Below are 22,113 nucleotides of genomic sequence, written 5' to 3'. Positions count from 1 at the left end.
CCGCACCCCCGAGCAACGGCGCGAGCCAGAACAGCCACAACTTCTGCAGCGCCAGCCCCCCGACCACGAGCGCCGGCCCCGTACTACGCGCCGGATTGACCGAGGTATTGGTCACCGGGATCGAGATGAGGTGAATCAGCGTCAAGGCGAGGCCGATGGCGATCGGCGCGAAGCCCGCAGGTGCGCGGCCGTCGGTCGACCCCATGATGATCCAGAGGAACGCGGCGGTGAGCACAATCTCGATGAGCAGCCCCGACCAGATATCATAGCCGCCAGGCGAACCTTCACCGAACCCGTTGGCGGCGAGGCCGTTGGTCGCCAGATCATAGGCCGGATTTCCGCTCGCGATATAGAAGAGCAGGAACGCCGCGACGATCGCGCCAAGCACCTGCGCGACGACATAGAGCGGAATATCGCGCGCGTCGAAACGCCCGCCCGCCCACAGACCGACAGTGACCGCGGGGTTGAGGTGACAGCCCGAAATATGGCCGATCGCATAGGCCATGGTCACCACCGTCAGACCGAAAGCGAGAGCGACGCCGAGCAATCCGATGCCGACATCGGGAAAGGCCGCAGCAAGAACCGCGCTGCCGCAGCCGCCGAACACAAGCCAGAATGTGCCGATAAATTCGGCCAAACCCTTTTGGATATTCGTCATGATGACCCTCCTCCCCGCCGACGGCCTCAGACGCCTCCGGCGCGGATGTCATCCTATCAGGGTTCCGAAATCGGGCAAGCCCTTGTCCGGGCGCGAGGAATCAGGCGACAGCAACTGCTTCCACAAAGCGTTGCGCGCGCTGGTGCAGCGATTGCGCCGCATCTGTCAGCCCCGCCGACAACCGGCCGAGCGTCTGGGCCCCGTCCCCGACCGCAGTCGCACCATGGCCGATCTCGCGCACCCGCGCGTCGATCTCGCGGCCCGCGAACACCGCCTGCTCGACATAGCTCGCGATCGTCAGCGTCGTTGCGCTCTGCCCGTCGACCGCACGGTCGATCGCATCCGAAAAGCCGTTGTTCGCATCGATCGCCCTTTCGACCTCGTCGAAGCCGGCGGCGACCTGCCCCACGATATCGCGGATCCGGTCGACATATTGGGTGATGTCGCCCGCCGCGACCCGTGTCTGGCTGGCCAGCGTCTTCACTTCCGATGCGACGACGGCGAAGCCGCGGCCGGCATCCCCCGCGCGCGCAGCCTCGATCCCGGCATTGAGCGCGAGCATGTTGGTACGGCTCGCCATGTCGATGATCAGCGCCAGCATCTGTTCGATCGACTGACTCGCCGCCTTCAACGCCGCCGCCCGTTCGCTGGCCTGCTTGATCTTGACATGCGCGTCGCCGCGAACGGCGCGGGCGCGCGACCCGTCCTCGACGATCCGCGTCATCGTCGCGGCAAGCGCGTGCCCGCGATCGCCAAGATCCTGCAGCCCGGCGAGCGTCTGTGCCGTCGCGCCGGCCACGGTCACCGCGTCGCGGCCCGTTTGCTGCGCACGTTCGGACAGCGTTCCGGCCACCGCTTCGACCCGTTTCGCGGTTTCGGAGAGGGTGGCGGTGAGCGCCGCGATGTCCTGCTGAAACTTGCGACCGGCGTCGTCGACATGCGCCGCACGCGCCGCACGCTCCTGCGCCAGCTCGACCTCGCGCAGCATGGCCAGCTTCGCCAGTTGGGCGCTGTCGAGGGTCTCGACGAACCGTCCCCCGCGCGTCAGGATCAATTCCTGTTGCCCTGCCGATTGCGCGACGATCCGCAGCAGGTCGGTTGTCGATCGCGCGACATCGGCGGTCGCGCACGGTTCTACCATCGAGGCAATCGAGCCTCCGATGGTAGGATTCTGCATCAGCGAAAACCAGAAGGGACAGAAAAGCAGCTCGCGCACGCGCTGTTCGCGAATGATACCGACCGGGCGGTCATCCACATCGATCACCGCGAGGGCCCGCAATTGGGGGTTGGCGCGAAACAGGTCGATGACTTCGGACATATGCGCGTCGGCGCCGATCGCGGACGCGTGGCCCGACGATGGCGTAAAGGCGTATGTCATGGCGTTCATCGTCCCTCTTCGCGTTGCGACCGTTCGCGCCACGCCCTAGGGATGGATAGTAAACACTGATTTAACCATTTATTTCAGTGATGTGACAGACAAGCCGAATGCGGTGCCGATCGGTCGCAATATCCTGTTCAGATCGTAGCGATTATGCGATGGCGCACCTGTCCCGAGGAGAATGAGATGCGCGCTATTATCGTTGCGGTCATGGCCGCGCCCCTGCTTGGCGGCTGCGTCAGCGCGGTGAAGACCGTGGTGACGGCGCCGGTCAAGGCCGTCGGCCAGGTCGCCGACTGGTCGACCACCAGTCAGGACGAAGCCGACCGCAACCGCGGCCGCGAAATGCGCAAGAGCGAGGAACGCGTCGGCAAATTGTCGCGCCAGCGCGACAAGGCGCTAGGGAAATGCCGCGACGGCAACGAAGAGCAATGTCAGCGCGCCGAAGTGCTCGAGCATGAAATCGAGGCCGAGATGGCAGCTCCGCGCTAGCCGCTCTATCGCACCCGACGACCGGTCCAAACGACACGACCGACGAGCTGGATCGCCGACATCGGCAAATCATCCCAGCTGCGATAATGCGGATTGTCGCTGATCACCGAGATTCGACCCTGCCCCGGCGCGCGCGTGACGCGCTTCACGATCAGCACATCGTCCATTCGCAGCACATAGATGCCGTCGCGGAGTCGCGCTGCGGCGTCGCCCCCGTCGACCAATATGTCGTCGCCATCGTTCAGCGTCGGCGCCATCGAATCGCCCTCGACGCGAATGATGCTGAGCGCGCGCGGATCCGCGCCAAGGTCGCGGAGCCATTTGGGATCGAAGGCGACCTCGCCCTCGACCGGTTCGCCATCGACGCTTGCGCCGGCGCCCGCCGAGGCGCCGATCGCCAGCTTGGGTACCAGGATCATTCCGGACCCGCGCATTCGCGCCGGAGTCGCGACCCGCTGCACAGGCCCGCCGATCATCGCCTCGGACACGCCGAGATAGGCAGCGATGCGCGCGCGGTCCTGTTCGGCAAGCCGACGCGGCGAGCCGCGCTTGATATATTGCTGGATATAAGCGGAATTGCGTCCGATCACCTGTGACAGGCGCGCATAGTCGATGCCCTTCTCGGCCAGAAGCCGGTCGAGCGCGGCGCGCGGATCGTGACTAAAATCGTCCATTGGCTTGCCGGGGCTGGTCCTTCCTATTTCGTTCCTAGCAAGAGGATTTTTCCTAGACAAGTAGGAAATCGAATATCAGATAGGAAATATCCTATCGGGTGAGTCGCCCGGTTGTCTGGACGTGGAGGAAGAGATGGAACGCAGCCTGCTGCAAAGGATCGAGGCCTTTTTGAAGGAGTCGGCGATGCCGCCGAGCGTGTTCGGACGCGCCGCGGTACGCGACCCGCGCCTTGTCAGCGACCTGCGCGGCGGCCGCGAACCCGGGCGCGACATAATATGCCGAACGGAACATTTCATGAACAAATGGCGCGCGGATTATCGCGCGGGCCACATCACGCCGCGTGGGGACGGACGCACACGTGCCGTGCGCGCACTCGATGCCGGGATGCGGTCGTGATGCGCTGGTCTCCCGCCCAGCCTCGGCGCCCGGGCTGTCCGCATCGCCGGCTGCGTCACCTGCTCCTTGGCGAACTGCCTGTCGGGCTCGCGGCGGGCGCTTCGACCTTTCGCCCTTGGGCGAGCGCGAGCTTTGTAGGCGCACGGCATATATTTCCGTGCACGCTCGCGGCAGGCGACGGCGAAGCAATACGCCGCGCGCTGCACGACCGGCTGAACGCGACCGAGTGGACGCTTCCGGGCCATGTCGTCGCCGACGTCGTTGTCGAATGCTGCGGCCCGAATGCCTTGCAAATCGAAATATTGACGGTCGAGGATTAGCCGACCGACTGGCGCGTCATCCGGTGAAGCGTGCTGAGCGCAGCTTCGAGCGCGAAATCGACCTCGGGCTCGCTTTTGGTCGCTGCGGAGACCGGAATCGCGGCTTGGGCGACGGTGCCCTGCCGACGGCGCGAGAGCCCCGCCTCGAAGCGTGCGACCATTGCGCCGAGCGATTTGTCGGCCGGATCGGGCATCGGCGGCGGCGCGGTCATTTCGGCCGGTTGCAGCCAAGGCGCCTCGCCGTCGAATTCCTCTTCGGGCGCGAGATCGGCGAGGATCAGCTCGCCTTCATGCGGAGCGGCCGTTTCGACCGGCCATGGATCGAGTTCGGGTTCATGGGGATCGGTCGCCATGCCGATCGGACCGAGCCCGCCCGCCGGCAGATCGCGGCCCGCGCGAATCGGCGGGCGCGGCGGATCATCGGGGTGCAGGTCGATGCGGCGGCGCGTCAGAATATGTTCGTCACCCTCCGTCTCGGCCGAAGCGCGACGGAAAGGATTGCGCAGCGACGTCAGCCCCGCCGCTTCGGGTTTCGCGATCAGAAGCGCGACGAGGCCCGCGATCGCCGCTGCGACAGCCGACATGCCGAGCGCGAGTGCCAGCCGCCCGCCGTTGCCGATCGGCGGCACGAACAGATCGGAAAGGCGGTCAAGGTAGAGATTCCAACTGATCGCCGAAACCCACGAAAAGGGCATCAGCGCAGCGAAGAGGAAGGTCAACGCCGCAGCGCCGATCACCGCCGGAATTGCAGGCTGGAGCGCGCGCAGCAGTGCGACCGCCATATCCTTCGCCCGATTCTCGCTGGTCTCTTCCATATCGTCCCAAATCCATCGCCCGGCCGGGCATTCCGTTACCGCGTCAGGCCATCGACGTCAGACGCCGCGCAGCAATCGCTGGTAAACCGGCTCGTAACGTAAAATGTTTGATGACCAGTTACGATGGCTTTCCACAAAAATACGTGCCGTCCGCCGCCGTTCGGGCCACATCGCCCGATTTTCCAGCAGCTTGGCGAGCGCGTCGGCAATGGCAACGGGATCGTCGGGCGCGAACAGGGTGCCCGTCGCGCCATCCTCGATCAGCTCGCGATGCCCGCCGACGCCGGAAGCGGCGACCAGCTTTCCCTGCGCCATCGCCTCCAGCGGCTTCAGCGGTGTGACGAGGTCGGTCAGCCGCATCTTCTTGCGTGGATAGGCGAGAATATCGATCAGCGAATAATATCGCTCGACCTCGTCGTGCGGCACGCGGCCGACGAAATGGATATGCGCTGCCGCCGGCGAGGCCGCTGCCTGCGCCTTGAGCGCCGCCTCCATTGGACCGCCGCCGACAAGAAGCAGCCGCGCTTTGGGCTGCGTCGAGGAAAGCGCGGGCATCGCCGCGATCAGATCGTCGATCCCCTCATAGTCATAGAAGCTGCCGATATAGCCGATCACCGCATCGTCGGGGGCGAGACCGAGCATTGCGGCGAGCGCATCGTCGCGCGGCGGCGGATCGCCGAACAGCTCGAGATCGACACCGTTGGGCGACACGGTGATCTTGTCCGCGTCGGTACCGCGCGCGATCAGGTCGCCGCGCAAGCCTTCACAGATCACCGCGACGGCATCGGCCGATTTCACCGCATAGGTTTCGAGCATCCTGGTCAGGCGGTACCGCAGGCTTCCTTCGCGGCCGGTGCCGTTGCCGACCGAGGCGTCCTCCCAGAAGGCACGGATTTCATAAATCACGGGGATGCCGAGCTTCTTGCCGACGCGCAACGCCGCCAGCCCATCGAGCACGGGCGAATGCGCATGCAGCACATCGGGCTTCCATTCGCGCGCCAGCGCCTCGACGCGCTTCGCGAGAGCGCCGATCTCGCGCCACTCGCGGATTACCGGCGGTGCGGATGCGATCGGCGGGGTGCGGTAGAAGGTCAATCCGTCGACGGTCTCGCCATCGGGTCCGGGCTCGGGGTGCCGCACTCCTGTGACGCCCGCCACCTCCCAGCCTTTCGCAACCTGCGCCTTCATCAGCGCACGCGTGCGAAAGGTGTAGCCGCTGTGCGCGGGCAAGCTATGATCGAGGACGTGCAGGATGCGTGTCATGGGCCAGCGCATTGACATACAAGCCTTAACGCGGCGTCAACCCCGATCGCGTAGCGGGAGCGGACATGGTCGACAATTTTTCCATTGGCCTGACGCACGTGCTGATGGCGATCGCACTCTGGCGCCTGCTCCATCGCGACGATCTCGATCGTGAGGTGAGCCCGCGCATGTTGTGGCAGCAGCGCCGGGACGCCGAAGAGGATGACCGCGTCGATGCGTGACATCGCCTTCGTCGCCTTTCTGTTTGCCTTCATCGGGATCGGCTTCCGGAAGCCGTTCCTGTTCGTGCTGTGCTTTTGTTATATCGACGTCGTCGCACCCCAGCGGCTCAGCTATTTCCTTATCAATTCGATCCCGATCTCGCTGATCGTCTTCGGACTCGCGATGGCTGGCTGGCTCGCGGCCGACGACAAGAAGGACACGCGCTGGTCGGGACGGCAGACCCTGCTCGTCGTGCTCCTTCTCTATTGCTGGATGACGACCATTTACGCCGATTTCCCGGTTGAGGCCGCAGACAAATGGAGCTGGGTGTGGAAGGCGCTGATCTGGGCCGTCTTCCTGCCGCTGACCCTGCGGACCAAGCTGCGGATCGAGGCGCTGGCGCTGATGCTGCTGCTCTCGGCAGCCGCGATCGCCATCGCCGGCGGCATCAAGACCGCGGCGGGCGGCGGCGGCTATGGCGCGCTGCAATTGCTGCTGAGCGAAAATTACGGCCTGTACGAGGGCAGTACCATGTCGTGCGTCGCCATATCGATCATTCCGCTGATCCTCTGGTACCGCCGCCACGGGACGATCTTTCCACCCGACTGGATGGTTTCGCTCTTCTGCTTCGCGCTCGTGTTCGCCTGTGCGCTGCTGCCCGTGGGCACGCAGGCGCGTACGGGGCTGGTCTGCCTCGTCGTGCTGGGCCTGCTGTCGCTGCGCGCGGTCAAGCACCGCCTGCTCTATATCGCTGGCGCCGGATTGCTCGCCGCCGCCGCGATCCCCTTTCTGCCGCAAAGCTATACCGAACGCATGGAAACGATCCGCGGTTACAAGTCCGACCAGTCGGCCTCGACGCGCGTCGCGGTCTGGGCGTGGACGTGGGAATATGCCAAGGACCATCCGTTCGGGGGCGGCTTCAATGCCTATCTGCAGAACCGCGTCCGCGTCGAGAAGGAAGCGAGCAGCCCCGATGAGGTCGCGAGCGTCTATGAAGAGGAATCGCGCGCCTATCACTCGAGCTATTTCGAAATGCTGGGCGAGCAGGGCTATCCGGGAACGGCACTTTGGCTGCTCCTCCATTTCGCGGGCCTGGTCCAGATGGAGCGCATCCGGCGGCGTTATCTCAAGACACGGCGCGGCGAAGAGCAATGGATCGCGCCGCTGGCGACCGCGCTGCAGCACGGCCACGTCGTCTATCTGGTCGGATCGCTGTTCGTCGCCATCGCCTTCCAGCCCTTCATCTACATGATGCTGGCGCTCGAGATCGGCCTTACGACCTATTGCCGCCGCCGCGAGCAGGAGGCGGGCTGGCGTCCGCTGACCGCGCGCCGGACGGTCGCCGCATGAGCCGGGCCGTTGCACCCGGGCAGATGTTGCCGACACTCACCGGCCTTCGCGGTTTTGCGGCGCTGATGGTATTATTCTACCATATCCGCAGCGGGATGACCTGCTTCCTGGCTGACGAGGCCATTTCGGTGCTGGCGCAGGGCTATCTCGCGGTCGATCTGTTCTTCGTCCTCTCGGGCTTCGTTCTCTGGTGGACCTATGGCGGCGAATTTCGCGATCGGGGCGTGCGCGCAGCGCCCCATTTCATCGTCCGCCGATTCGCCCGCATCTTTCCGCTTCACATTGCCATCCTGTCGGCGATGGCGCTGTTTGCGGCGGCGCTGATCGTCAGCGGGCGCGACCCCGGCGATCACTACAGCTTTGCCGAGTTGCCCGCCCATTATCTGCTCGTCCAGAATTGGGGGTTCGGTGATCGGCTGGCATGGAACGATCCGGCCTGGTCGATATCGACCGAATGGGCGGCCTATCTGCTGCTTGCGGGTATTGGCGGCTGGCTGACGCGCCTGCCGCGCGGCGCGTGGAGTTTTCCACTGCTGGTTGTCGCGATGGCGGCGAGCCTCGGATGGTGGTTCGGCTCAACCGGCCGCGCCAGCATCGGCGACGATATTCCCGCGACCGGGCTGCTGCGCTGTCTCGTCGAATTCGGCATCGGCATTCTTCTTTGCCAATGGTGGACGGCGCAGCGCGAAAGACCGCATGGCACGGCGATCATCCATGCCACCGCGCTCGGCCTCGCCGGCGTCGCGGCGCTGTTGCTCGTCGTGGCCGGATCACAGCCCGCGGCGGTGCCGCTGATCATGACCGCCGTGGTCATTCTTGCGCTGCAGGCCTCGACCGCGCGCCAGCCGCTGCTCTCGGGACGAATCGCGCAATGGCTGGGCGACATCAGCTACGCCGTGTACCTCTCGCACTTCTTCCTGTGGATCCTCTTCAAGCTCTTCTTCGTCGACGATCCGGCGATGGTCGATCCGGTCAGGATATTGGCCTTCATCCTGCTGACGCTGGCTGCATCGCATCTTCTGCATGTCGTGCTGGAAGTACCGGCACGGCGCATCGCCCAGCGCGCCGGCGACCGCTTGCTCGCCGCGCCCCACGCCATCTTCACCGCCGGCCGCAGCGAGACCTGAGCGGCGGATACGCCTCACCACCGGGAACCATCCGCGGCGGCGAGGCGCTATGGCTCCATGGCCGGCCCCAATCTTGTCCATGTCGATGACAGCCTGCCCGGTATCAGCCGCGAGCGGTCCGGCGTCGGCTGGCGCTATCGCGACGCCAAGGGAAAGATCATTCGCGACCGCGAAGAGATCGACCGTCTCAACGCGATCGCCCTGCCGCCCGCCTATGAGGATGCGTGGTTCTGTCCCGCCCCGAACGGCCATATCCTCGCGACCGGTTATGATGCGCGCGGGCGAAAACAATATCGCTATCACCCCGCATTCCGGATGGCGCGCGAGGCCGACAAATATGACCGCTGCGCTGCTTTCGGCCATGCGCTTCCGCTGCTTCGCGCGCGCCTCGCCGACGACCTCGCGCGACGGACCTTATGCTCCGAGCGCGTCGTCGCCGCAGTCGTGCGCCTGCTCGATCTCGCCGCGCTGCGCATCGGGAACGAGCAATATGTCGCCGCGAACAAAAGCTTCGGCGCGACGACGCTCCGCCAGCGCCACGCGAAGGCGTCAGGCAAGACGCTCCGGTTGAACTATGTCGCCAAGGGGGGCGCCAAGCGCGAGGTGACGATCAGCGACCGCAGCCTGACCACGCTGGTCCGGCGGCTGCAGGACCTCCCCGGCCAGAAGCTCTTTCAATATGAGGATGAGGACGGTCTTTGCGGCGTCGCGTCCGACGACGTAAACGCCTATATCCGCGAAGCGATGGGCGACGAATTCAGCGCCAAGCATTTCCGCACCTGGTCGGCGAGCGTCGAGGCCTTTGCCTTTCTCTATGACGCGCCCGAACCGCCGGCGCTCAAGGCGATGCTCGAACATGTCGCGGACCGCCTCGGCAACACGCCTGCGATCGCGCGCAAGGCCTATGTTCATCCGGCGATGCTCACCGCGGCGCAGGAGCGCGGCGACTTTGCGGCCGCAGCCGGTCGGCTGCCGCGCGCGACGCGCTATCTTTCGCGTTACGAACGCGGATTTTTGACCTATCTGGAGCAGACGCCCGCAGCCGCGGTGCTGCTTCAATCCGCCTGATCCGATCAAGAGGACCCGACGTGACCTTCTCCCTGCTCGCCGCCGCGACCACCGCCGCCCCGAAAGCCGCGCCCCCAAAGGCGGCCGCGACCAATCCGCTCGACGATCTGCAGCGCTATTGGGATATGAGCGTCGCGTGGGTGAACAGCCACTGGCTGCAGATCGGCATCGCGATCGCCATCGGCCTGCTCATCTATTTCATCCTGTCGATGGCCCGCACCTTCGCGCTCAAACATGCGCAGTCGGCCGAGGGCGACATGACGCTGACCCACATCGCGGGGCGCGTGATCCACAAGACCAAGTCGAGCGTACTCGCGATCATCGCGATCCGCATGGTCGCGGGCTATGCGCAGCCACCCACGGTGATCATGCAGCTGATCCAGTTCGTCTTTACCGTCGCCGTGGTGCTGCAGGTCGCGATTTGGGTGCGCGAGATCGTGCTCGGGCTGATCCAGCGCCGCGCGGCCGAAGGGAATAACGAAACGCTCAGCAATGCGATGGGCATCATCCGCCTGCTCATCAGTATCGCGCTGTTCGCGATCGCGGCGATCGTCATCCTCGACAATATGGGCGTCAACGTCACCGGCCTGATCGCCGGTCTCGGCATTGGCGGCATCGCGATCGGCCTCGCCGCGCAGGGCATTTTCTCCGACCTTTTCGCCTCGCTCTCGATCATCTTCGACCGGCCGTTCCGCGTCGGCGAGACGATCAAATACGACACGAGCACCGCGACGGTCGAACGCATCGGGCTCAAGAGCACGCGCCTCCGCTCGCTCAATGGCGAGTTGCTCGTCATCTCGAACACCAATTTGCTGAGCAAGGAAATCACCAACTTCGCGCATCTCCACCGGCGTCGGATCACTTTCACGATCGGTGTCATCTATCAGACGACGCCCGAGATGCTCCGCGACCTTCCCGCGCTGCTCGAGGAACAGGTGGTCGCGGGCGGACAGGAATTCATCCGCTCGAGCTTCCTGACCTTCGGCCCGTCGAGCCTCGACTTCGAGCTGCTCTTCGACGTCTTCAGCGACGAATTCGACGAAGTCGCCGCCGCGCGGACCGATATCGCCATCCGCCTGTTCGAGGCGATGGCCAAAGCGGGATATGAGTTCGCCTATCCGACGCAAACGACCTTTACCGCGGCGCCCGACGGGACGATGATCATGCCCTATCCCGAGTCTCCGAAGCCCCGGGCCGCGGCGGCGAAGGCAGCCAGACCCGGCTGACGCTACGGCGGCGCGGGCGTGGGGCTTGGCTCTTGTGCAACGCGTCAAGAGAGGCCTAGAACGCGCCCCGAACCACTATTCGAGGGGATGATTATGGCCGCCATCACGCCGCAGGAACTGCAGACCAAAGTCGGGCAGAATATCGGCACGTCAGAATGGGTGCTCGTCGATCAGGACATGATCAACAAGTTCGCCGACGCGACTGGCGACCACCAGTTCATCCATGTCGACGAGGAGAAGGCCAGGTTGACGCCCTTCGGCGGCACGATCGCGCACGGCTTCCTGACGCTGTCGCTGATTCCGATGCTCGGCCAGAAGACCGACGGCCCGAAGATCGCGGGCGTGAAAATGGGCGTCAATTATGGCGGCAACAAGGTCCGTTTCCTCGCCCCCGTCCGCTCGGGCAAGCGCGTGCGCAGTCATGTGAAGCTGCTCGAACTCGACGAGAAGCGCCCCGGCCAGTGGCAACAGACCAACGAGGTGACGATCGAGATCGAAGGCGAGGAAAAGCCCGCGCTGATCGCCGAGTGGATCAGCCAGTTCTTCGTCTGAAGCACAGGTTTTTCCGGCCGACCTCCCCCGTTAAGATAACCGGACTCAGAAAGAAGGACCCCAGATATGCGTGACGCCGTCATCGTTTCCACCGCCCGCACCCCGCTGACCAAGGCGGCGCGCGGCTCGTTCAACAACACGCTCGCTCCGACGCTCGGCGCGCACGCGGTCCGCGCCGCGGTCGAACGCGCCGGCATCGAAGGCGGCGAAGTCGACGATGTGCTGTTCGGCGCCGCGATGCAGCAGGGCTCGCAAACGATGAACGTCGCGCGCCTGATCGCGCTGCGCTCGGGCCTTCCCGTCACCGTCCCCGGCATGTCGATCGATCGCCAATGCTCGTCGGGCCTGATGACGATCGCGACCGCCGCGAAGCAGATCATCGTCGACCGTCAGGACATCGCGGTCGCCGGCGGCATCGAGTCGATCTCGAAGGTCAGTGGCAGCGGCAAGGTGTTCATCGAGACCGACGCCGAACTGATCGCGATGCACAAGGACACCTACATGCCGATGATCGGCACCGCCGAGGTCGTCGCGAAGCGCTACAACATCAGTCGCGAAGCTCAGGACGAATATTCGCTCCAGTCGCAGCAGCGCACCGCCGCCGCGCAGGCCGCGGGCAAATATGACGACGAGATCGTCGCGTGCCCGGCGACCATGGCCGTCGTGAACAAGGAAACGAAGGAAGTCAGCTTCAAGGACGTCGTCGCCGACAAGGACGAGTGCAACCGTCCCGACACGACGCTCGAAGGCCTGTCGAGCCTGAAGCCCGTCATGGGCGAAGGCTTTTCGATCACCGCGGGCAACGCCAGCCAGCTCGCCGACGGCGCATCGGCCGCGGTGCTGATGGAAGCCAAGGTCGCCGAGAAGAAGGGCCTCCAGCCGCTCGGCCGCTATGTCGGCATGGCGGTCGCGGGCACCGAGCCCGATGAAATGGGCATCGGCCCCGTCTTTGCGATCCCCAAGCTGCTCGAACGCTTCGAGCTCAAGATGGACGATATCGGCCTCTGGGAACTCAACGAAGCCTTCGCCGTACAGGTGCTGTACTGTCGCGACCATCTCGGCATCCCGAACGAGCTGCTCAACGTCAACGGCGGCTCGATCTCGATCGGCCACCCGTTCGGCATGACCGGCGCGCGCTGCGTCGGCCACGCGCTGATCGAAGGCAAGCGCCGCGGCGTGAAATATGCCGTCGTCACCATGTGCATCGGTGGCGGCCAGGGCGCAGCGGGCCTGTTCGAGGTCTTCTGATTTGCGGCCCTTTTAAGTGAGACTCCGCAAACCGCGTATCGAGCCGGTCGACTTGGGCCGGCTCGATACCGACCAGCGCACCGCGCTCGAACCCTTCCTCGCCTCCGATGGGGGCGAGGTCGGGGGCGGCAGGATCCTCAACATCTTCCGCACCCTTGCTCATGCGCCAAAGGCGCTGACCGCCTTCCTCGGCTGGGGCAATTATATCCTCTCGAAACGCAATGCGCTTTCACCCCGCGACCGCGAGCTCGTCATCCTACGCACCGGCTACAACTGCCGTTCCGGCTATGAATGGACGCAGCACAAACGCATCGGGCTCGACTGCGGCCTGACCGAAGACGAGATCGCGCGCATCAAGACCGGTCCCGACGCCACCGGCTGGAACGACCTCGACCGCGCGATGCTCCACGCGACCGATGAATTGACCTCCAACCATTTCGTAAGCGACGCAAGCTGGGCCGCGCTCGCGCCGCTCGGCGACAAGGGCCGCATGGACCTTGTGATGACCGTCGGCCAGTACACACAGGTTTCGATGATCTTGAACAGCTTCGGCATCCAGGTCGAGGACGGCTGGGACGTCGATCCCGACCTCAGAGCCTGAAACAAGGAGAGACACATGAGTGCCATCGGTGTGATCGCGACGCTGCGCGTCCAGCCCGGCAAGGAAGCCGAATTCGAAGGCGTTTTCGGCGAGCTCGCTGCCGCGGTGAACGCGAACGAAGCCGGCAACAGCTATTACCGACTGTTCCGGACGGACGAGACGGGCGTCTACAGGGTCCTCGAATGCTACGACGACCAGGCGGCGCTCGACGCGCACCGCGCCTCGGATCATTTCCGGTCGATCGGTGCGCGGCTTGGTCCCTGCCTTGCGGGCGCGCCCGAGATCGAGACGTTAAGCGCGGCCTGAGCGGCCGGCAACGATCGGAAGCAGGCTTATCTCTCGTCATCGCCCCGGACTTGATCCTGCGCCAATTCGCGCGACGCCGGAGAAAATGGATCCCGGATCAGGTCCGGGATGACGAAGGTCCGAAACGGCAGCTTCCCGCCCCCGAACCGTCACCCGACCTCGGCGATCTCCCCCGACCGGTCGCCCAGGACATAGCGTGGCCCCGCCCCGCGCTGCGCGGCCTTGTCCTCCCGGTTGTACAGCCCGCATTTCTTCAGCGACAGGCATCCGCAACCGATGCAATTGTCGAGCAGTTCGCGCGTGCGCGTCAGCGCCGCGATCCGGGTATCGATCCGCGCGCGAAGCCCGGTGCTGATCCGCGACCAGTCGGCTCCGTTTGGCGTGCGCCCTGCAGGCAACCGCACGAGTTCGGCAGCGATCTCCTCAAGGCTCAGCCCCAATTGCTGCGCGATCAGGATGAAGGACACGCGGCGAATATCGGCGCGCAGGAAGCGCCGCTGCCCACCGCCGGTGCGGAGGGCCTCGATCAATCCCTTCGCCTCATAGAATCGGATCGCCGACACGGCCACGCCCGTCCGCGCCGCAAGCTCGCCGATCGCGATCAGGTCGGTCCGGTGAATAGCCGCCTCCTTCTTTTCAACTTGATCTAAACCTCACTTCAGCTTTCATAAGCCGCCGCGTCAACCCGAATCAGGAGCCTGTCCATGACGCATCCCTTCATCGAGCATGTGAATCTCACCGTCAGCGATCCCGACCGCACCGCCGGAATCCTCTCGGCGATCTTTGGCTGGCACGAACGCTGGCGCGGCCCCGCGCGTGACGGCGGGCGCACGATCCACCTCGGCAGCGATGCCGCCTATATCGCGCTTTACACCGGTCCCGACGGCCGGCACACCGACGCGCAATATCCGAAGGGCGCACCGCTCAACCATGTCGGGGTGCAGGTCGACGATCTCGACACGATCGAGATGCGCGTGAAGGCGGTCGGTCTCAACCCCTTCAATCACGGCGATTACGAGCCGGGTCGCCGTTTCTATTTCTTCGACCCCGACGGCATCGAATATGAGGTCGTCAGCTATGCGGAGCCGCGGCTGCGCTGAATCGGGCAACGACCGCCCCCATTACCGCGTTGATCGACCATCGGGGGGCAGAAGGAGCCTTTCGATGAACGACGATATCAAGCAGCAATTCTGGAAAGCCTTGGCCGACAGTCCCTATGTCATGGTCGGCGCGACCGGCGAGCGCGAGCATCATATCCCGATGAACGCGCAACTCGACAAGGACGCCCACAGCGCCTTCTGGTTCTTCACCGCAACCGACAACCGTCTCGCGGGCGGCGGCCCGGCGATGGCGCAATTCGCGGCGAAGGGGCACGATCTCTTCGCCTGTATTTCGGGTACGCTGGTTCGCGAAACCGACCGCGCTGTACTCGACAAGCTGTGGAACAACAGCATCGCGGCTTGGTATCCGGGGGGCAAGGACGATCCCAAGCTCGTCCTGCTCCGCTTCGACCTCGACAATGCCGAAATCTGGACGGCCGATCCGGGTATCAAGGGAATGTTCAAGCTCGCGACCGGGATGACGATGAAGGACGGCGACCTCGGCAAACATGCGGAAGTCGCGCTCTAGATTCCGATCCGTCCCTCGCGGAACTCAAAGCCGCCCTCGCGGTCACGCTCAAGCAGAGCGGGCCCGTCGAGGTCGACCCAACGCGCGCGCTGCGCGAGCACGAACGCCGGCGTGATCGCAAGGCTCGTCGACAGCATGCACCCGACCATGATCGAAAGACCGGCCGCGTCAGCTGCGTCGGCGATCTTCAGCGCCTCGGTCAGCCCGCCCGCCTTGTCGAGCTTGATATTCACCCCGTCGTAAAAGGGGCCGATCCGCGCGATATCCGCCGCGGTCTGGCAGCTCTCGTCCGCGATGAACGGGAGCGGCGCGTAAATGGGGTCGAGCAGCGCATCCGCACCCACCGGCACCGGTTGTTCGATCATCTCGACGCCCATATCGGCAAGCGCCTCGGCCTCGCTCAATATATCGATTTCACCCCAGCTCTCGTTGGCATCGACGATCAATCGCGCTTCGGGCGCACCCTTGCGAACGCCGGCAACGCGCAACCGGTCGCCCTCGCCGGTCAGTTTGATCTTCAGCAAACGGTATCCGTCGGCCGCCGCCGTCGCCGCCTGTTCGGCCATCGCTCCGGGCGTGCCGAGCGAGATCGTATAGGCCGTGACCCGCGATGTCGGTGCGCCGTCGCACCCCGCGACCTGCCAGAGCCTGAGTCCGCGCTGCCGCGCCTCCAGATCCCAAAGCGCACAGTCGAGCGCGTTGCGCGCCGCGCCCGGCGCCATCAATTCCTGAACCGCGGCGCGTGCATCGGCGGCACCCATGTCGGCGATATGCGGCGAGGCGCGCAATATCTGGTCGCGGCACCCCGCCGCATCTTCGCCCAGATAATAGACGGGCGTCCCTTCACCGCGCCCGAGCGCGCCATCGCCCTCGACCTCGGCGACGACGACATCGACATGCGTCTTCGCTCCGCGGCTGATCACAAATGCTCCCGCGACCGCCCAGCGTTCGACACGCGCGCTTTTCAGTTGGATAGCCATGCGGGAAGGCTAGTGTAGATCGCGATGACCGGCAAATCCCTTTCCGAACGTATCGGCGACCTCGGCCACCGCCTCGCGATCGAGGCCCACGCCGCATGGCTAGCTGCCCGCGACCCGCGCGTGCCGATGCTCGCGCGCATCCTTGCGATCGCGGTCGCTGCCTACGCGCTGTCGCCGATCGACCTGATCCCCGATTTCATTCCGGTGCTCGGCTGGCTGGACGATCTCGTCATCGTCCCGCTCGGCCTCCTCGCGGTCCGGCGGCTGATCCCGGCCGCGCTCTGGGCCGAGCTTCACACCACCGCGGAAGCCGCCAGCGAGCGCCCGTCGAGTCGGGTCGGCATGGTACTCGTCCTGCTGCTGTGGGCCGGGCTGCTCTACACGGTCTACTGGAGCGTGCGGACCTCACCGTGGCATTGAGAGCAGATATCGAGCATCTTGGGGATGGGGAACGGCCGTTTTTTCCCCCATCATCGTCATCCCGGATCAAGTCCGGGATGACGATGATGGCCAGGTCCGCTCCCGGTCGTTACTCGCCGTTGCTGCGAATCCACTTCTCGACCACCGGCGCGATTTCCTCGCGCCATTTGCGGCCGTTGAAGATGCCGTAATGGCCGACACCTTTCGCCATCAGATATTTCTTCCTGTCCGCGGGGAGCGCCTTCGCGATTGTCAGCGCCGCCTTGGTCTGGCCGATCCCCGAAATATCGTCGCGCTCGCCCTCGATCGCCAGGATCGCGATATCCTCGATCGCGCCGACATCGACCGGCTGCCCGCGGTGCATCATTTCGCCCTTGGGGAGCAGATGACGCTGGAAGACGATGTCGACAGTCTCCAGGTAGAATTCGGCGGTCATGTCGCAAACCGCACGATATTCGTCGTAGAATTCCTTGGTCTTGTCGGCACTCTCACCGTCACCGTCGACCAGATGTTTGAACATCTCCCAATGGCTCATCATGTGATTGCCGAGGTTCATCGACATGAAGCCCGCCAGCTGCAGGAAGCCCGGATAGACGCGGCGCCCGGCGCCCGGATACCAAGCGGGAACCGTCGCGATCACATTTTCCTGGAACCAGGCATAGGGCCGCGTCGTCGCATGCTCGTTGACCGCGGTAGGCGCCTTGCGCGTATCGATCGGTCCGCCCATCATCGTCAGCGTCTTCGGCCGGCACTTGTGCTTGTTGGCCGCCATGATCGCCGCCGCGGCGAGACTGGGCACCGACGGCTGGCACACCGCGAGCACATGTGCGCCGGGTCCGATATGCTCGAGCCAGGAAATCAGATAGTCGACATAATCGTCGAGGTCGAACTTGCCGGCCTCCAGCGGCACGTTGCGCGCGTCGCGCCAGTCGGTGATCCACACGTCATGCCCCGGCAGCATCCGTTCGACCGTGCCGCGCAGCAACGTCGCATAATGGCCCGACATCGGCGCGACGATCAACAGCTTAGGCGCGCCTTTCGCGCCCTTATGCTTGAAATGCTTTAGCTGGCCGAACGGCTTGCGCGCCTCGATCGCCTCGGTCACGCGCACCGTTTCGCCATCGACGACGGTCTCGTACAGTTCGAACCCCGGCTTGCCGCGCGGGGCCGCCGCATGCGCGAAAACTTCGAGAGCCGAGGCGAACATGGGACTGCCGCCGAAATAACCGAGCGGATTCGCCGGATGCTGCATCGCCTGCGCTCCCGCTGTCGCGAGCGCGCTCGCCCCGGCGAGCCAGTTTTTCTGCATGTCAAAGGCGTGATACAGCATATTCGACTTGTTCCTTGCGTTACCCGGCGGCACTCTCCGGCGCCTGCTCATTGGTTAGCAGTCTAGGGGCTCCGTCCCATTGTGCAATGCATCAAAATCATTGCGGGACGTACCGAAAGCGAATAACCCGGATCGAGCGGCGCACGATGTGCCGATGGAGTGAATATGTCTGAGATTGCGGGCAACCGCTAACATCCCGACGAAAACGGGATGTGCGTTGCGTGCCGACCCTTGGTCGGCGCGCGGTTGTTGCATGAAATATCCGGACATATCCCATGAATATCTCGAAAGCGGAGCAGCGTATGCTCCATGTGCTGGCGCAAGGCGGCATGATCCGCCATCGCCGCGCCGAAAGCGGCCATATTGTCGAGGCGCTCTGCTTCACCCGCGACGGGCATGTGCTCGCCGATACCGGCCTGCCCCTGTTCAACCGGCTGCGGCGGCGCGGCTTCATCGCCTCGCACGGCGGCGCGCCGTACCGCATCACGCAGGCGGGCCTCCGCGCCGTGCGCGCGCAGCTCGATAATCGCTGAACGAACGGGGAGGCGCGGCGGCATCGCCGCGCTTCCCTTGAGTGCTGCTTCAAACCGCTTGAAGTGCAGCCGCATTCTGCGCCGTTGAGCCCGGTCCCTGCCGCTGCTAGGGCCGATGCGATGGCCAGCCAACCCGATCCGCCCGCTGCGCAAGCGACCGCCGAACCCCGCCGCAAGCTCGGCAGCCTGCGCATGGTCTGGTACTATGCCAGCAACTATCCGCTGCAACTGGTCATCGCCGCGATCGCATTGGGCATCGCCGCGCTCGCGACCCTCGCGATTCCATACCAGTTCAAGGAAATGATCGACAGCGGCTTCATCGCCGGCGGCGGCAACGTCGCGCCGCATTTCCGGCTTTTCTACGCCATCTGCGTCGCCCTCGCGGTCGCGACCGCGCTGCGTTTCTATTTCGTGAGCTGGCTCGGGGAACGCACCGTCGCCGATATCCGCCAGGCGGTGCAACAGAATCTGCTGCGGCTCGCGCCCGGTTTCTTCGAGGAAAACCGCCCCTCCGAAATCGCGTCGCGCATGACCTCCGATACCGCGATCATCGAACAGGTGGTCGGCACCACCGTTTCGGTCGCCCTGCGCAACACCGTCATGGGCATCGGCGGCATCATCTATCTCTTCAGCCTGTCGCCGAAACTCACCGCGGGCATATTGCTCGGCATACCCGTCATCATCCTTCCGATCGTCCTGCTCGGCCGCCGCCTCCAGAAGGTCTCCCGCACAAGTCAGGATCGCGTTGCCGACATCGGCGCGACCACCGCCGAGCAGATGGGCGCGATGAAGATCGTCCAGGCATTCGGGCAGGAAGCGCGAGAAGCCGCCCGTTTCACCGCCGCGGTCGAGGCGAATTTCGCGACCGCCAAGCGCCGCATCCGCCTCCGCGCGATCATCACCGCGACGGTGATCGGCCTGCTGTTCGGCGCGATCACCACCTTGCTCTGGTACGGTGCCGAGGGGGTTGCCCGGGGTACGATCACCGGCGGCACGATCGCCGCCTTCGTGCTCACCGGCGGTCTCGTCGCCGGCGCCTTCGGCGCGCTCACCGAGGTCTATGGCGACCTGCTCCGCGCCGCCGGGGCGGCCGAGCGGCTGAGCGAGCTCCTGAATGCCGAAGCCAGCATCGCGCCGCCTGCCAATCCGGGCCGCTTCCCCGAGCCCCCGCTCGGCACGCTCGAGTTCGCCAACGTCGAATTCCGCTATCCGACGCGGCCTGACGCACCGGCGCTCCATGATTTCAGTCTTGCGATCCGGCCGCGGGAAACCGTCGCGATCGTGGGCCCCTCGGGCGCCGGAAAATCGACGCTCTTCCAGCTCGCCGAGCGCTTCTACGATCCGCAGGCAGGCCGGATTCTGCTCGATGGCGTACCGCTGACCCATGCCGACCCCGCCGACATTCGCGCGCGCATTGCGATGGTCCCGCAGGAAACGGTGATCTTCGCGGCTTCGGCGCGCGACAACCTCCGCTATGGCAATTGGGCCGCCACAGACGAAGACCTCTGGGACGCCGCGCGCGCCGCCAATGCCGAAGAGTTCCTCCGCAAGCTGCCGCAGGGGCTCGACACTTTCATGGGCGAAGGCGGCGCCCGCCTGTCGGGCGGCCAGCGTCAACGCGTCGCGATCGCGCGCGCGCTGCTCCGTCACGCACCGTTGTTGCTGCTCGACGAAGCGACATCGGCGCTCGATGCCGAGTCCGAAAAGCTGGTGCAGGACGCGCTCGAGGTGCTGATGACCGACCGCACGACAATCGTCATCGCGCATCGCCTCGCGACCGTGCGCGCCGCGGATCGCATCATCGTGATGGACGAGGGCCGCATTGTCGAAGAGGGCAAGCATGACGAGCTCGTCGCGGCCGATGGCCTCTACGCGCGCCTCGCGCGGCTGCAATTCCAGGATAATCTCGCCGCCGCCTGACCGGAAACCAGCAAGGATATGACGATGCTCTATGACCTGACCGTGCCGGCTTGGCAGAATGGCCTCAAAGCCCTGTCGGGAGAGCTTTCGAAGGCGCTTGCATGGGGCACAGACAATGGCATCGGCGAATTGCAGTTCGCCGTCGCCCGCCTCGCGCCCGACATGTTCCCGCTGGCGTCGCAGGTCCGCTTTTCCTGTATTCAGGCGCTGCAACCGCTCGTGCGTCTGGCGGGCGTGACGATCCCCGAATTTCCCGGGGATGCGACCGATTTCGCCGGCATGCAGAACCAGATCGCGTCGACGCTCGCCTTTCTCGACGGCGTCGATCCCGCCGCTCTCGGCGACGACATGGAGCGGACGGTAAGCTTCGACCTGCCGAACGGCATGATCTTCGACATGAGCGCCTTCGACTATGTCCGCGACTGGGCACAGCCGCAATTCGCCTTCCATCGCACCGCCGCCTATGCCGTGCTCCGTCATATGGGCGTCCCGCTCGGCAAGGCCGACTATGTCAGCTATATGATGCGCCATCTGCGGCCCGGAACGGCGCCCGCCGGCTGAGGCCGGGCGCCGCCATCGGACCTCAGATCAGCCCGGCGTAATTCTGTATTCCCGGAAAGGCGAGTTTCGATCCGCCGTTGCGCCGGATCGCGCCGATCGCCTCGTCGACGCGCAGGTAACGTGCGCGCGCCTCGGGCTCGAGCAAGATCGCTGCCGGCTCCGGCCGGTCGGATGCCTGTTTGACCAGCAATCCCAGTTCGGCAAGGTCGATCGCCTCGCCATTCCAGCGGATGACGTCGGTCGTGTCGATCGTGACGCGATTCTCCTCCTTGACGGGAATTCCACCGCGGTCGGCGGGTAGGGTGACATCGACGCTGTGGGTCGGCTGCGGGATCGTGATGATGAACATCACCAGCATCACCAGCATGACGTCAATCAGCGGTGTGGTGTTGATATCGGGGTCGCCGTTGGGGTCGGTCCGAAAAATGCTGCGATGGAACATGCTGCGGCGTCGGCGCATCGTTTCTCTCCCGCTCGGGGGCGACGCACCGTATCTTGACGGGCACCCCAACCCCTCACCGAGGCGCAGGACCGTCCCGCGCCTCTCTCGTAATGGTATATCATAATATGGAGCGAGCAAGCGAAATCTGCGGATCGGCCGGGCGCCCCCAAGGCAACGCCCGCCCATAAAGAAAGGGCGGCACCTTGCGGTACCGCCCCTCTTTTTTTCATCCAGTCCCCGTCGGGGATGGAAACCGGTCTTACATGCCCGAGTTCGGACCGTAAGTGATTTCCACGCGACGGTTCTGGTCGTTGCGGACGCCATCGGCGGTTGCAACGGCCGGACGGCTTTCGCCGAAGCCCTGCGCGCTGATCGAGCCATCCGAGATACCGCGAGCGGTGAGATAGCTGCGAACCGCGGTGTTACGACGTTCCGACAGGCCGACGTTGTACTTGGCCGAACCCGAACGGTCAGCGTGACCGGCGAGCATGACCTGCGTACCCGTGCAACCACGGTTGTAGGCGCTGATGGCGTTGTCGAGCGTCGAAGCCGCTTCCGGCGTGATGTTCGACTGATCCCAGTCGAAGTACACGATATACGGTCCCGGGGCGCATTCCACGAC

28 protein-coding genes are annotated in these 22,113 nt (G+C 64.9%); 18 read left to right on the top strand and 10 right to left on the bottom strand.

Annotation, left to right across the window (positions count from 1 at the left end; translation table 11 throughout):
* On the bottom strand, positions 1-658 hold a 658-nt coding region (aqpZ, locus tag JHC57_RS13520; RefSeq protein ID WP_294030589.1), incomplete at its 3' end, for an aquaporin Z.
* 100 nt (positions 659-758) lie between these two features.
* Positions 759-2,045, bottom strand: a complete 1,287-nt coding sequence (locus JHC57_RS13515) for a methyl-accepting chemotaxis protein (protein ID WP_294030588.1) — start codon at positions 2,043-2,045, stop codon at positions 759-761.
* A 177-nt stretch (positions 2,046-2,222) separates the two neighbouring features.
* On the opposite strand from JHC57_RS13515, the gene JHC57_RS13510 reads away from it, so the two are divergent.
* A complete protein-coding gene (locus JHC57_RS13510; RefSeq protein WP_294030587.1) occupies positions 2,223-2,528 on the top strand; it encodes a hypothetical protein in 306 nt (101 codons plus the stop codon).
* Positions 2,529-2,533: 5 nt separating this feature from the next.
* Here the strand turns inward: JHC57_RS13510 and JHC57_RS13505 are convergent, their stop codons facing one another.
* Entirely contained in the window at positions 2,534-3,202 is a 669-nt protein-coding gene (locus JHC57_RS13505) for a S24 family peptidase (RefSeq protein ID WP_294030586.1), read from the bottom strand.
* A gap of 133 nt (positions 3,203-3,335) precedes the next feature.
* Between JHC57_RS13505 and JHC57_RS13500 the strand changes: the two genes are divergently transcribed.
* Positions 3,336-3,599, top strand: a complete 264-nt coding sequence (locus JHC57_RS13500; RefSeq protein ID WP_294030585.1) for a hypothetical protein — start codon at positions 3,336-3,338, stop codon at positions 3,597-3,599.
* Entirely contained in the window at positions 3,599-3,919 is a 321-nt protein-coding gene (locus JHC57_RS13495; RefSeq protein ID WP_294030591.1) for a hypothetical protein, read from the top strand. Before JHC57_RS13500 ends, JHC57_RS13495 begins: the two co-directional genes overlap by 1 nt.
* On the opposite strand, the gene JHC57_RS13490 is transcribed toward JHC57_RS13495, so the two are convergent.
* A complete protein-coding gene (locus JHC57_RS13490) occupies positions 3,916-4,734 on the bottom strand; it encodes a hypothetical protein (RefSeq protein ID WP_294030584.1) in 819 nt (272 codons plus the stop codon). The two genes, JHC57_RS13495 and JHC57_RS13490, sit on opposite strands and share 4 nt — an antisense overlap.
* A gap of 57 nt (positions 4,735-4,791) precedes the next feature.
* Complete coding sequence (locus tag JHC57_RS13485; protein ID WP_294030582.1) at positions 4,792-5,997, bottom strand: TIGR04063 family PEP-CTERM/XrtA system glycosyltransferase; 1,206 nt, start codon at positions 5,995-5,997, stop codon at positions 4,792-4,794.
* A 65-nt stretch (positions 5,998-6,062) separates the two neighbouring features.
* Here JHC57_RS13485 and JHC57_RS13480 point away from each other — a divergent pair, with 65 nt between their 5' ends.
* The 9 genes from JHC57_RS13480 (at position 6,063) to JHC57_RS13440 (ending at position 13,676) form a co-directional block, all read left to right on the top strand.
* Positions 6,063-6,218: a hypothetical protein gene (locus JHC57_RS13480; protein ID WP_294030580.1), complete on the top strand. Its 156-nt coding sequence runs from the start codon at positions 6,063-6,065 to the stop codon at positions 6,216-6,218.
* A complete protein-coding gene (locus JHC57_RS13475; protein ID WP_294030578.1) occupies positions 6,211-7,548 on the top strand; it encodes a putative O-glycosylation ligase, exosortase A system-associated in 1,338 nt (445 codons plus the stop codon). The genes JHC57_RS13480 and JHC57_RS13475 overlap by 8 nt, the downstream gene beginning before the upstream one ends.
* Positions 7,545-8,675 carry an acyltransferase gene (locus tag JHC57_RS13470; protein ID WP_294030577.1) on the top strand — a complete coding sequence of 377 codons (1,131 nt, stop codon included), beginning with the start codon at positions 7,545-7,547 and terminating at the stop codon, positions 8,673-8,675. Before JHC57_RS13475 ends, JHC57_RS13470 begins: the two co-directional genes overlap by 4 nt.
* 57 nt (positions 8,676-8,732) lie before the next feature.
* A complete protein-coding gene (locus tag JHC57_RS13465) occupies positions 8,733-9,743 on the top strand; it encodes a DNA topoisomerase IB (RefSeq protein ID WP_294030576.1) in 1,011 nt (336 codons plus the stop codon).
* 20 nt (positions 9,744-9,763) lie between these two features.
* Complete coding sequence (locus tag JHC57_RS13460) at positions 9,764-10,969, top strand: mechanosensitive ion channel domain-containing protein (protein WP_294030575.1); 1,206 nt, start codon at positions 9,764-9,766, stop codon at positions 10,967-10,969.
* Positions 10,970-11,062: 93 nt separating this feature from the next.
* Entirely contained in the window at positions 11,063-11,521 is a 459-nt protein-coding gene (locus JHC57_RS13455; RefSeq protein WP_294030573.1) for a MaoC family dehydratase, read from the top strand.
* A gap of 66 nt (positions 11,522-11,587) precedes the next feature.
* Entirely contained in the window at positions 11,588-12,769 is a 1,182-nt protein-coding gene (locus JHC57_RS13450; RefSeq protein WP_294030572.1) for an acetyl-CoA C-acyltransferase, read from the top strand.
* 16 nt (positions 12,770-12,785) lie between these two features.
* Positions 12,786-13,370: a carboxymuconolactone decarboxylase family protein gene (locus JHC57_RS13445; RefSeq protein ID WP_294030571.1), complete on the top strand. Its 585-nt coding sequence runs from the start codon at positions 12,786-12,788 to the stop codon at positions 13,368-13,370.
* 15 nt (positions 13,371-13,385) lie between these two features.
* Entirely contained in the window at positions 13,386-13,676 is a 291-nt protein-coding gene (locus JHC57_RS13440) for a putative quinol monooxygenase (protein ID WP_294030569.1), read from the top strand.
* Between the two features lie 149 nt (positions 13,677-13,825).
* Here JHC57_RS13440 and soxR read toward each other — a convergent pair whose 3' ends face one another.
* Positions 13,826-14,296, bottom strand: coding sequence for a redox-sensitive transcriptional activator SoxR (gene soxR, locus JHC57_RS13435; protein WP_294030590.1), 471 nt, complete (start codon positions 14,294-14,296; stop codon positions 13,826-13,828).
* 84 nt (positions 14,297-14,380) lie between these two features.
* On the opposite strand from soxR, the gene JHC57_RS13430 reads away from it, so the two are divergent.
* Both JHC57_RS13430 and JHC57_RS13425 read left to right on the top strand, forming a co-directional pair.
* The gene (locus JHC57_RS13430; protein ID WP_294030568.1) at positions 14,381-14,776 is read left to right on the top strand and encodes a VOC family protein; all 396 of its coding nucleotides are present in this window, start codon (positions 14,381-14,383) and stop codon (positions 14,774-14,776) included.
* Positions 14,777-14,840: 64 nt separating this feature from the next.
* Positions 14,841-15,305: a pyridoxamine 5'-phosphate oxidase family protein gene (locus JHC57_RS13425; RefSeq protein WP_294030567.1), complete on the top strand. Its 465-nt coding sequence runs from the start codon at positions 14,841-14,843 to the stop codon at positions 15,303-15,305.
* On the opposite strand, the gene JHC57_RS13420 is transcribed toward JHC57_RS13425, so the two are convergent.
* On the bottom strand, positions 15,302-16,285 hold the full coding sequence (locus tag JHC57_RS13420) for a dipeptide epimerase (protein WP_294030566.1): 984 nt from the start codon (positions 16,283-16,285) through the stop codon (positions 15,302-15,304). The genes JHC57_RS13425 and JHC57_RS13420 overlap by 4 nt on opposite strands.
* Before the next feature lie 24 nt (positions 16,286-16,309).
* Here JHC57_RS13420 and JHC57_RS13415 point away from each other — a divergent pair, with 24 nt between their 5' ends.
* On the top strand, positions 16,310-16,705 hold the full coding sequence (locus JHC57_RS13415; RefSeq protein ID WP_294030565.1) for a YkvA family protein: 396 nt from the start codon (positions 16,310-16,312) through the stop codon (positions 16,703-16,705).
* A gap of 109 nt (positions 16,706-16,814) precedes the next feature.
* On the opposite strand, the gene phaZ is transcribed toward JHC57_RS13415, so the two are convergent.
* Positions 16,815-18,035 carry a polyhydroxyalkanoate depolymerase gene (phaZ, locus tag JHC57_RS13410; RefSeq protein WP_294030563.1) on the bottom strand — a complete coding sequence of 407 codons (1,221 nt, stop codon included), beginning with the start codon at positions 18,033-18,035 and terminating at the stop codon, positions 16,815-16,817.
* 275 nt (positions 18,036-18,310) lie between these two features.
* Between phaZ and JHC57_RS13405 the strand changes: the two genes are divergently transcribed.
* From JHC57_RS13405 to JHC57_RS13395, 3 genes are all read left to right on the top strand, one after another.
* Positions 18,311-18,568 (top strand): YjhX family toxin, encoded by a 258-nt coding sequence (locus tag JHC57_RS13405; protein ID WP_294030562.1) that lies wholly within the window; start codon positions 18,311-18,313, stop codon positions 18,566-18,568.
* A 120-nt stretch (positions 18,569-18,688) separates the two neighbouring features.
* Entirely contained in the window at positions 18,689-20,488 is a 1,800-nt protein-coding gene (locus JHC57_RS13400) for an ABC transporter transmembrane domain-containing protein (protein WP_294030561.1), read from the top strand.
* Positions 20,489-20,506: 18 nt separating this feature from the next.
* Positions 20,507-21,049, top strand: a complete 543-nt coding sequence (locus JHC57_RS13395; protein ID WP_294030560.1) for a DUF1993 family protein — start codon at positions 20,507-20,509, stop codon at positions 21,047-21,049.
* A 22-nt stretch (positions 21,050-21,071) separates the two neighbouring features.
* Here the strand turns inward: JHC57_RS13395 and JHC57_RS13390 are convergent, their stop codons facing one another.
* Positions 21,072-21,509 (bottom strand): biopolymer transporter ExbD, encoded by a 438-nt coding sequence (locus tag JHC57_RS13390; RefSeq protein ID WP_294030559.1) that lies wholly within the window; start codon positions 21,507-21,509, stop codon positions 21,072-21,074.
* A gap of 241 nt (positions 21,510-21,750) precedes the next feature.
* Positions 21,751-22,113, bottom strand: a 363-nt coding sequence (locus JHC57_RS13385; protein WP_294030558.1) for an OmpA family protein, incomplete at its 5' end; no start/stop codon positions are given.

The organism is Sphingopyxis sp. (genome assembly GCF_016463645.1).
In the GTDB taxonomy this organism is placed as follows: domain Bacteria; phylum Pseudomonadota; class Alphaproteobacteria; order Sphingomonadales; family Sphingomonadaceae; genus Sphingopyxis.
Note: the sequence above shows the minus strand (reverse complement) of the source record. Positions and strands in the feature narration are given on the sequence as shown.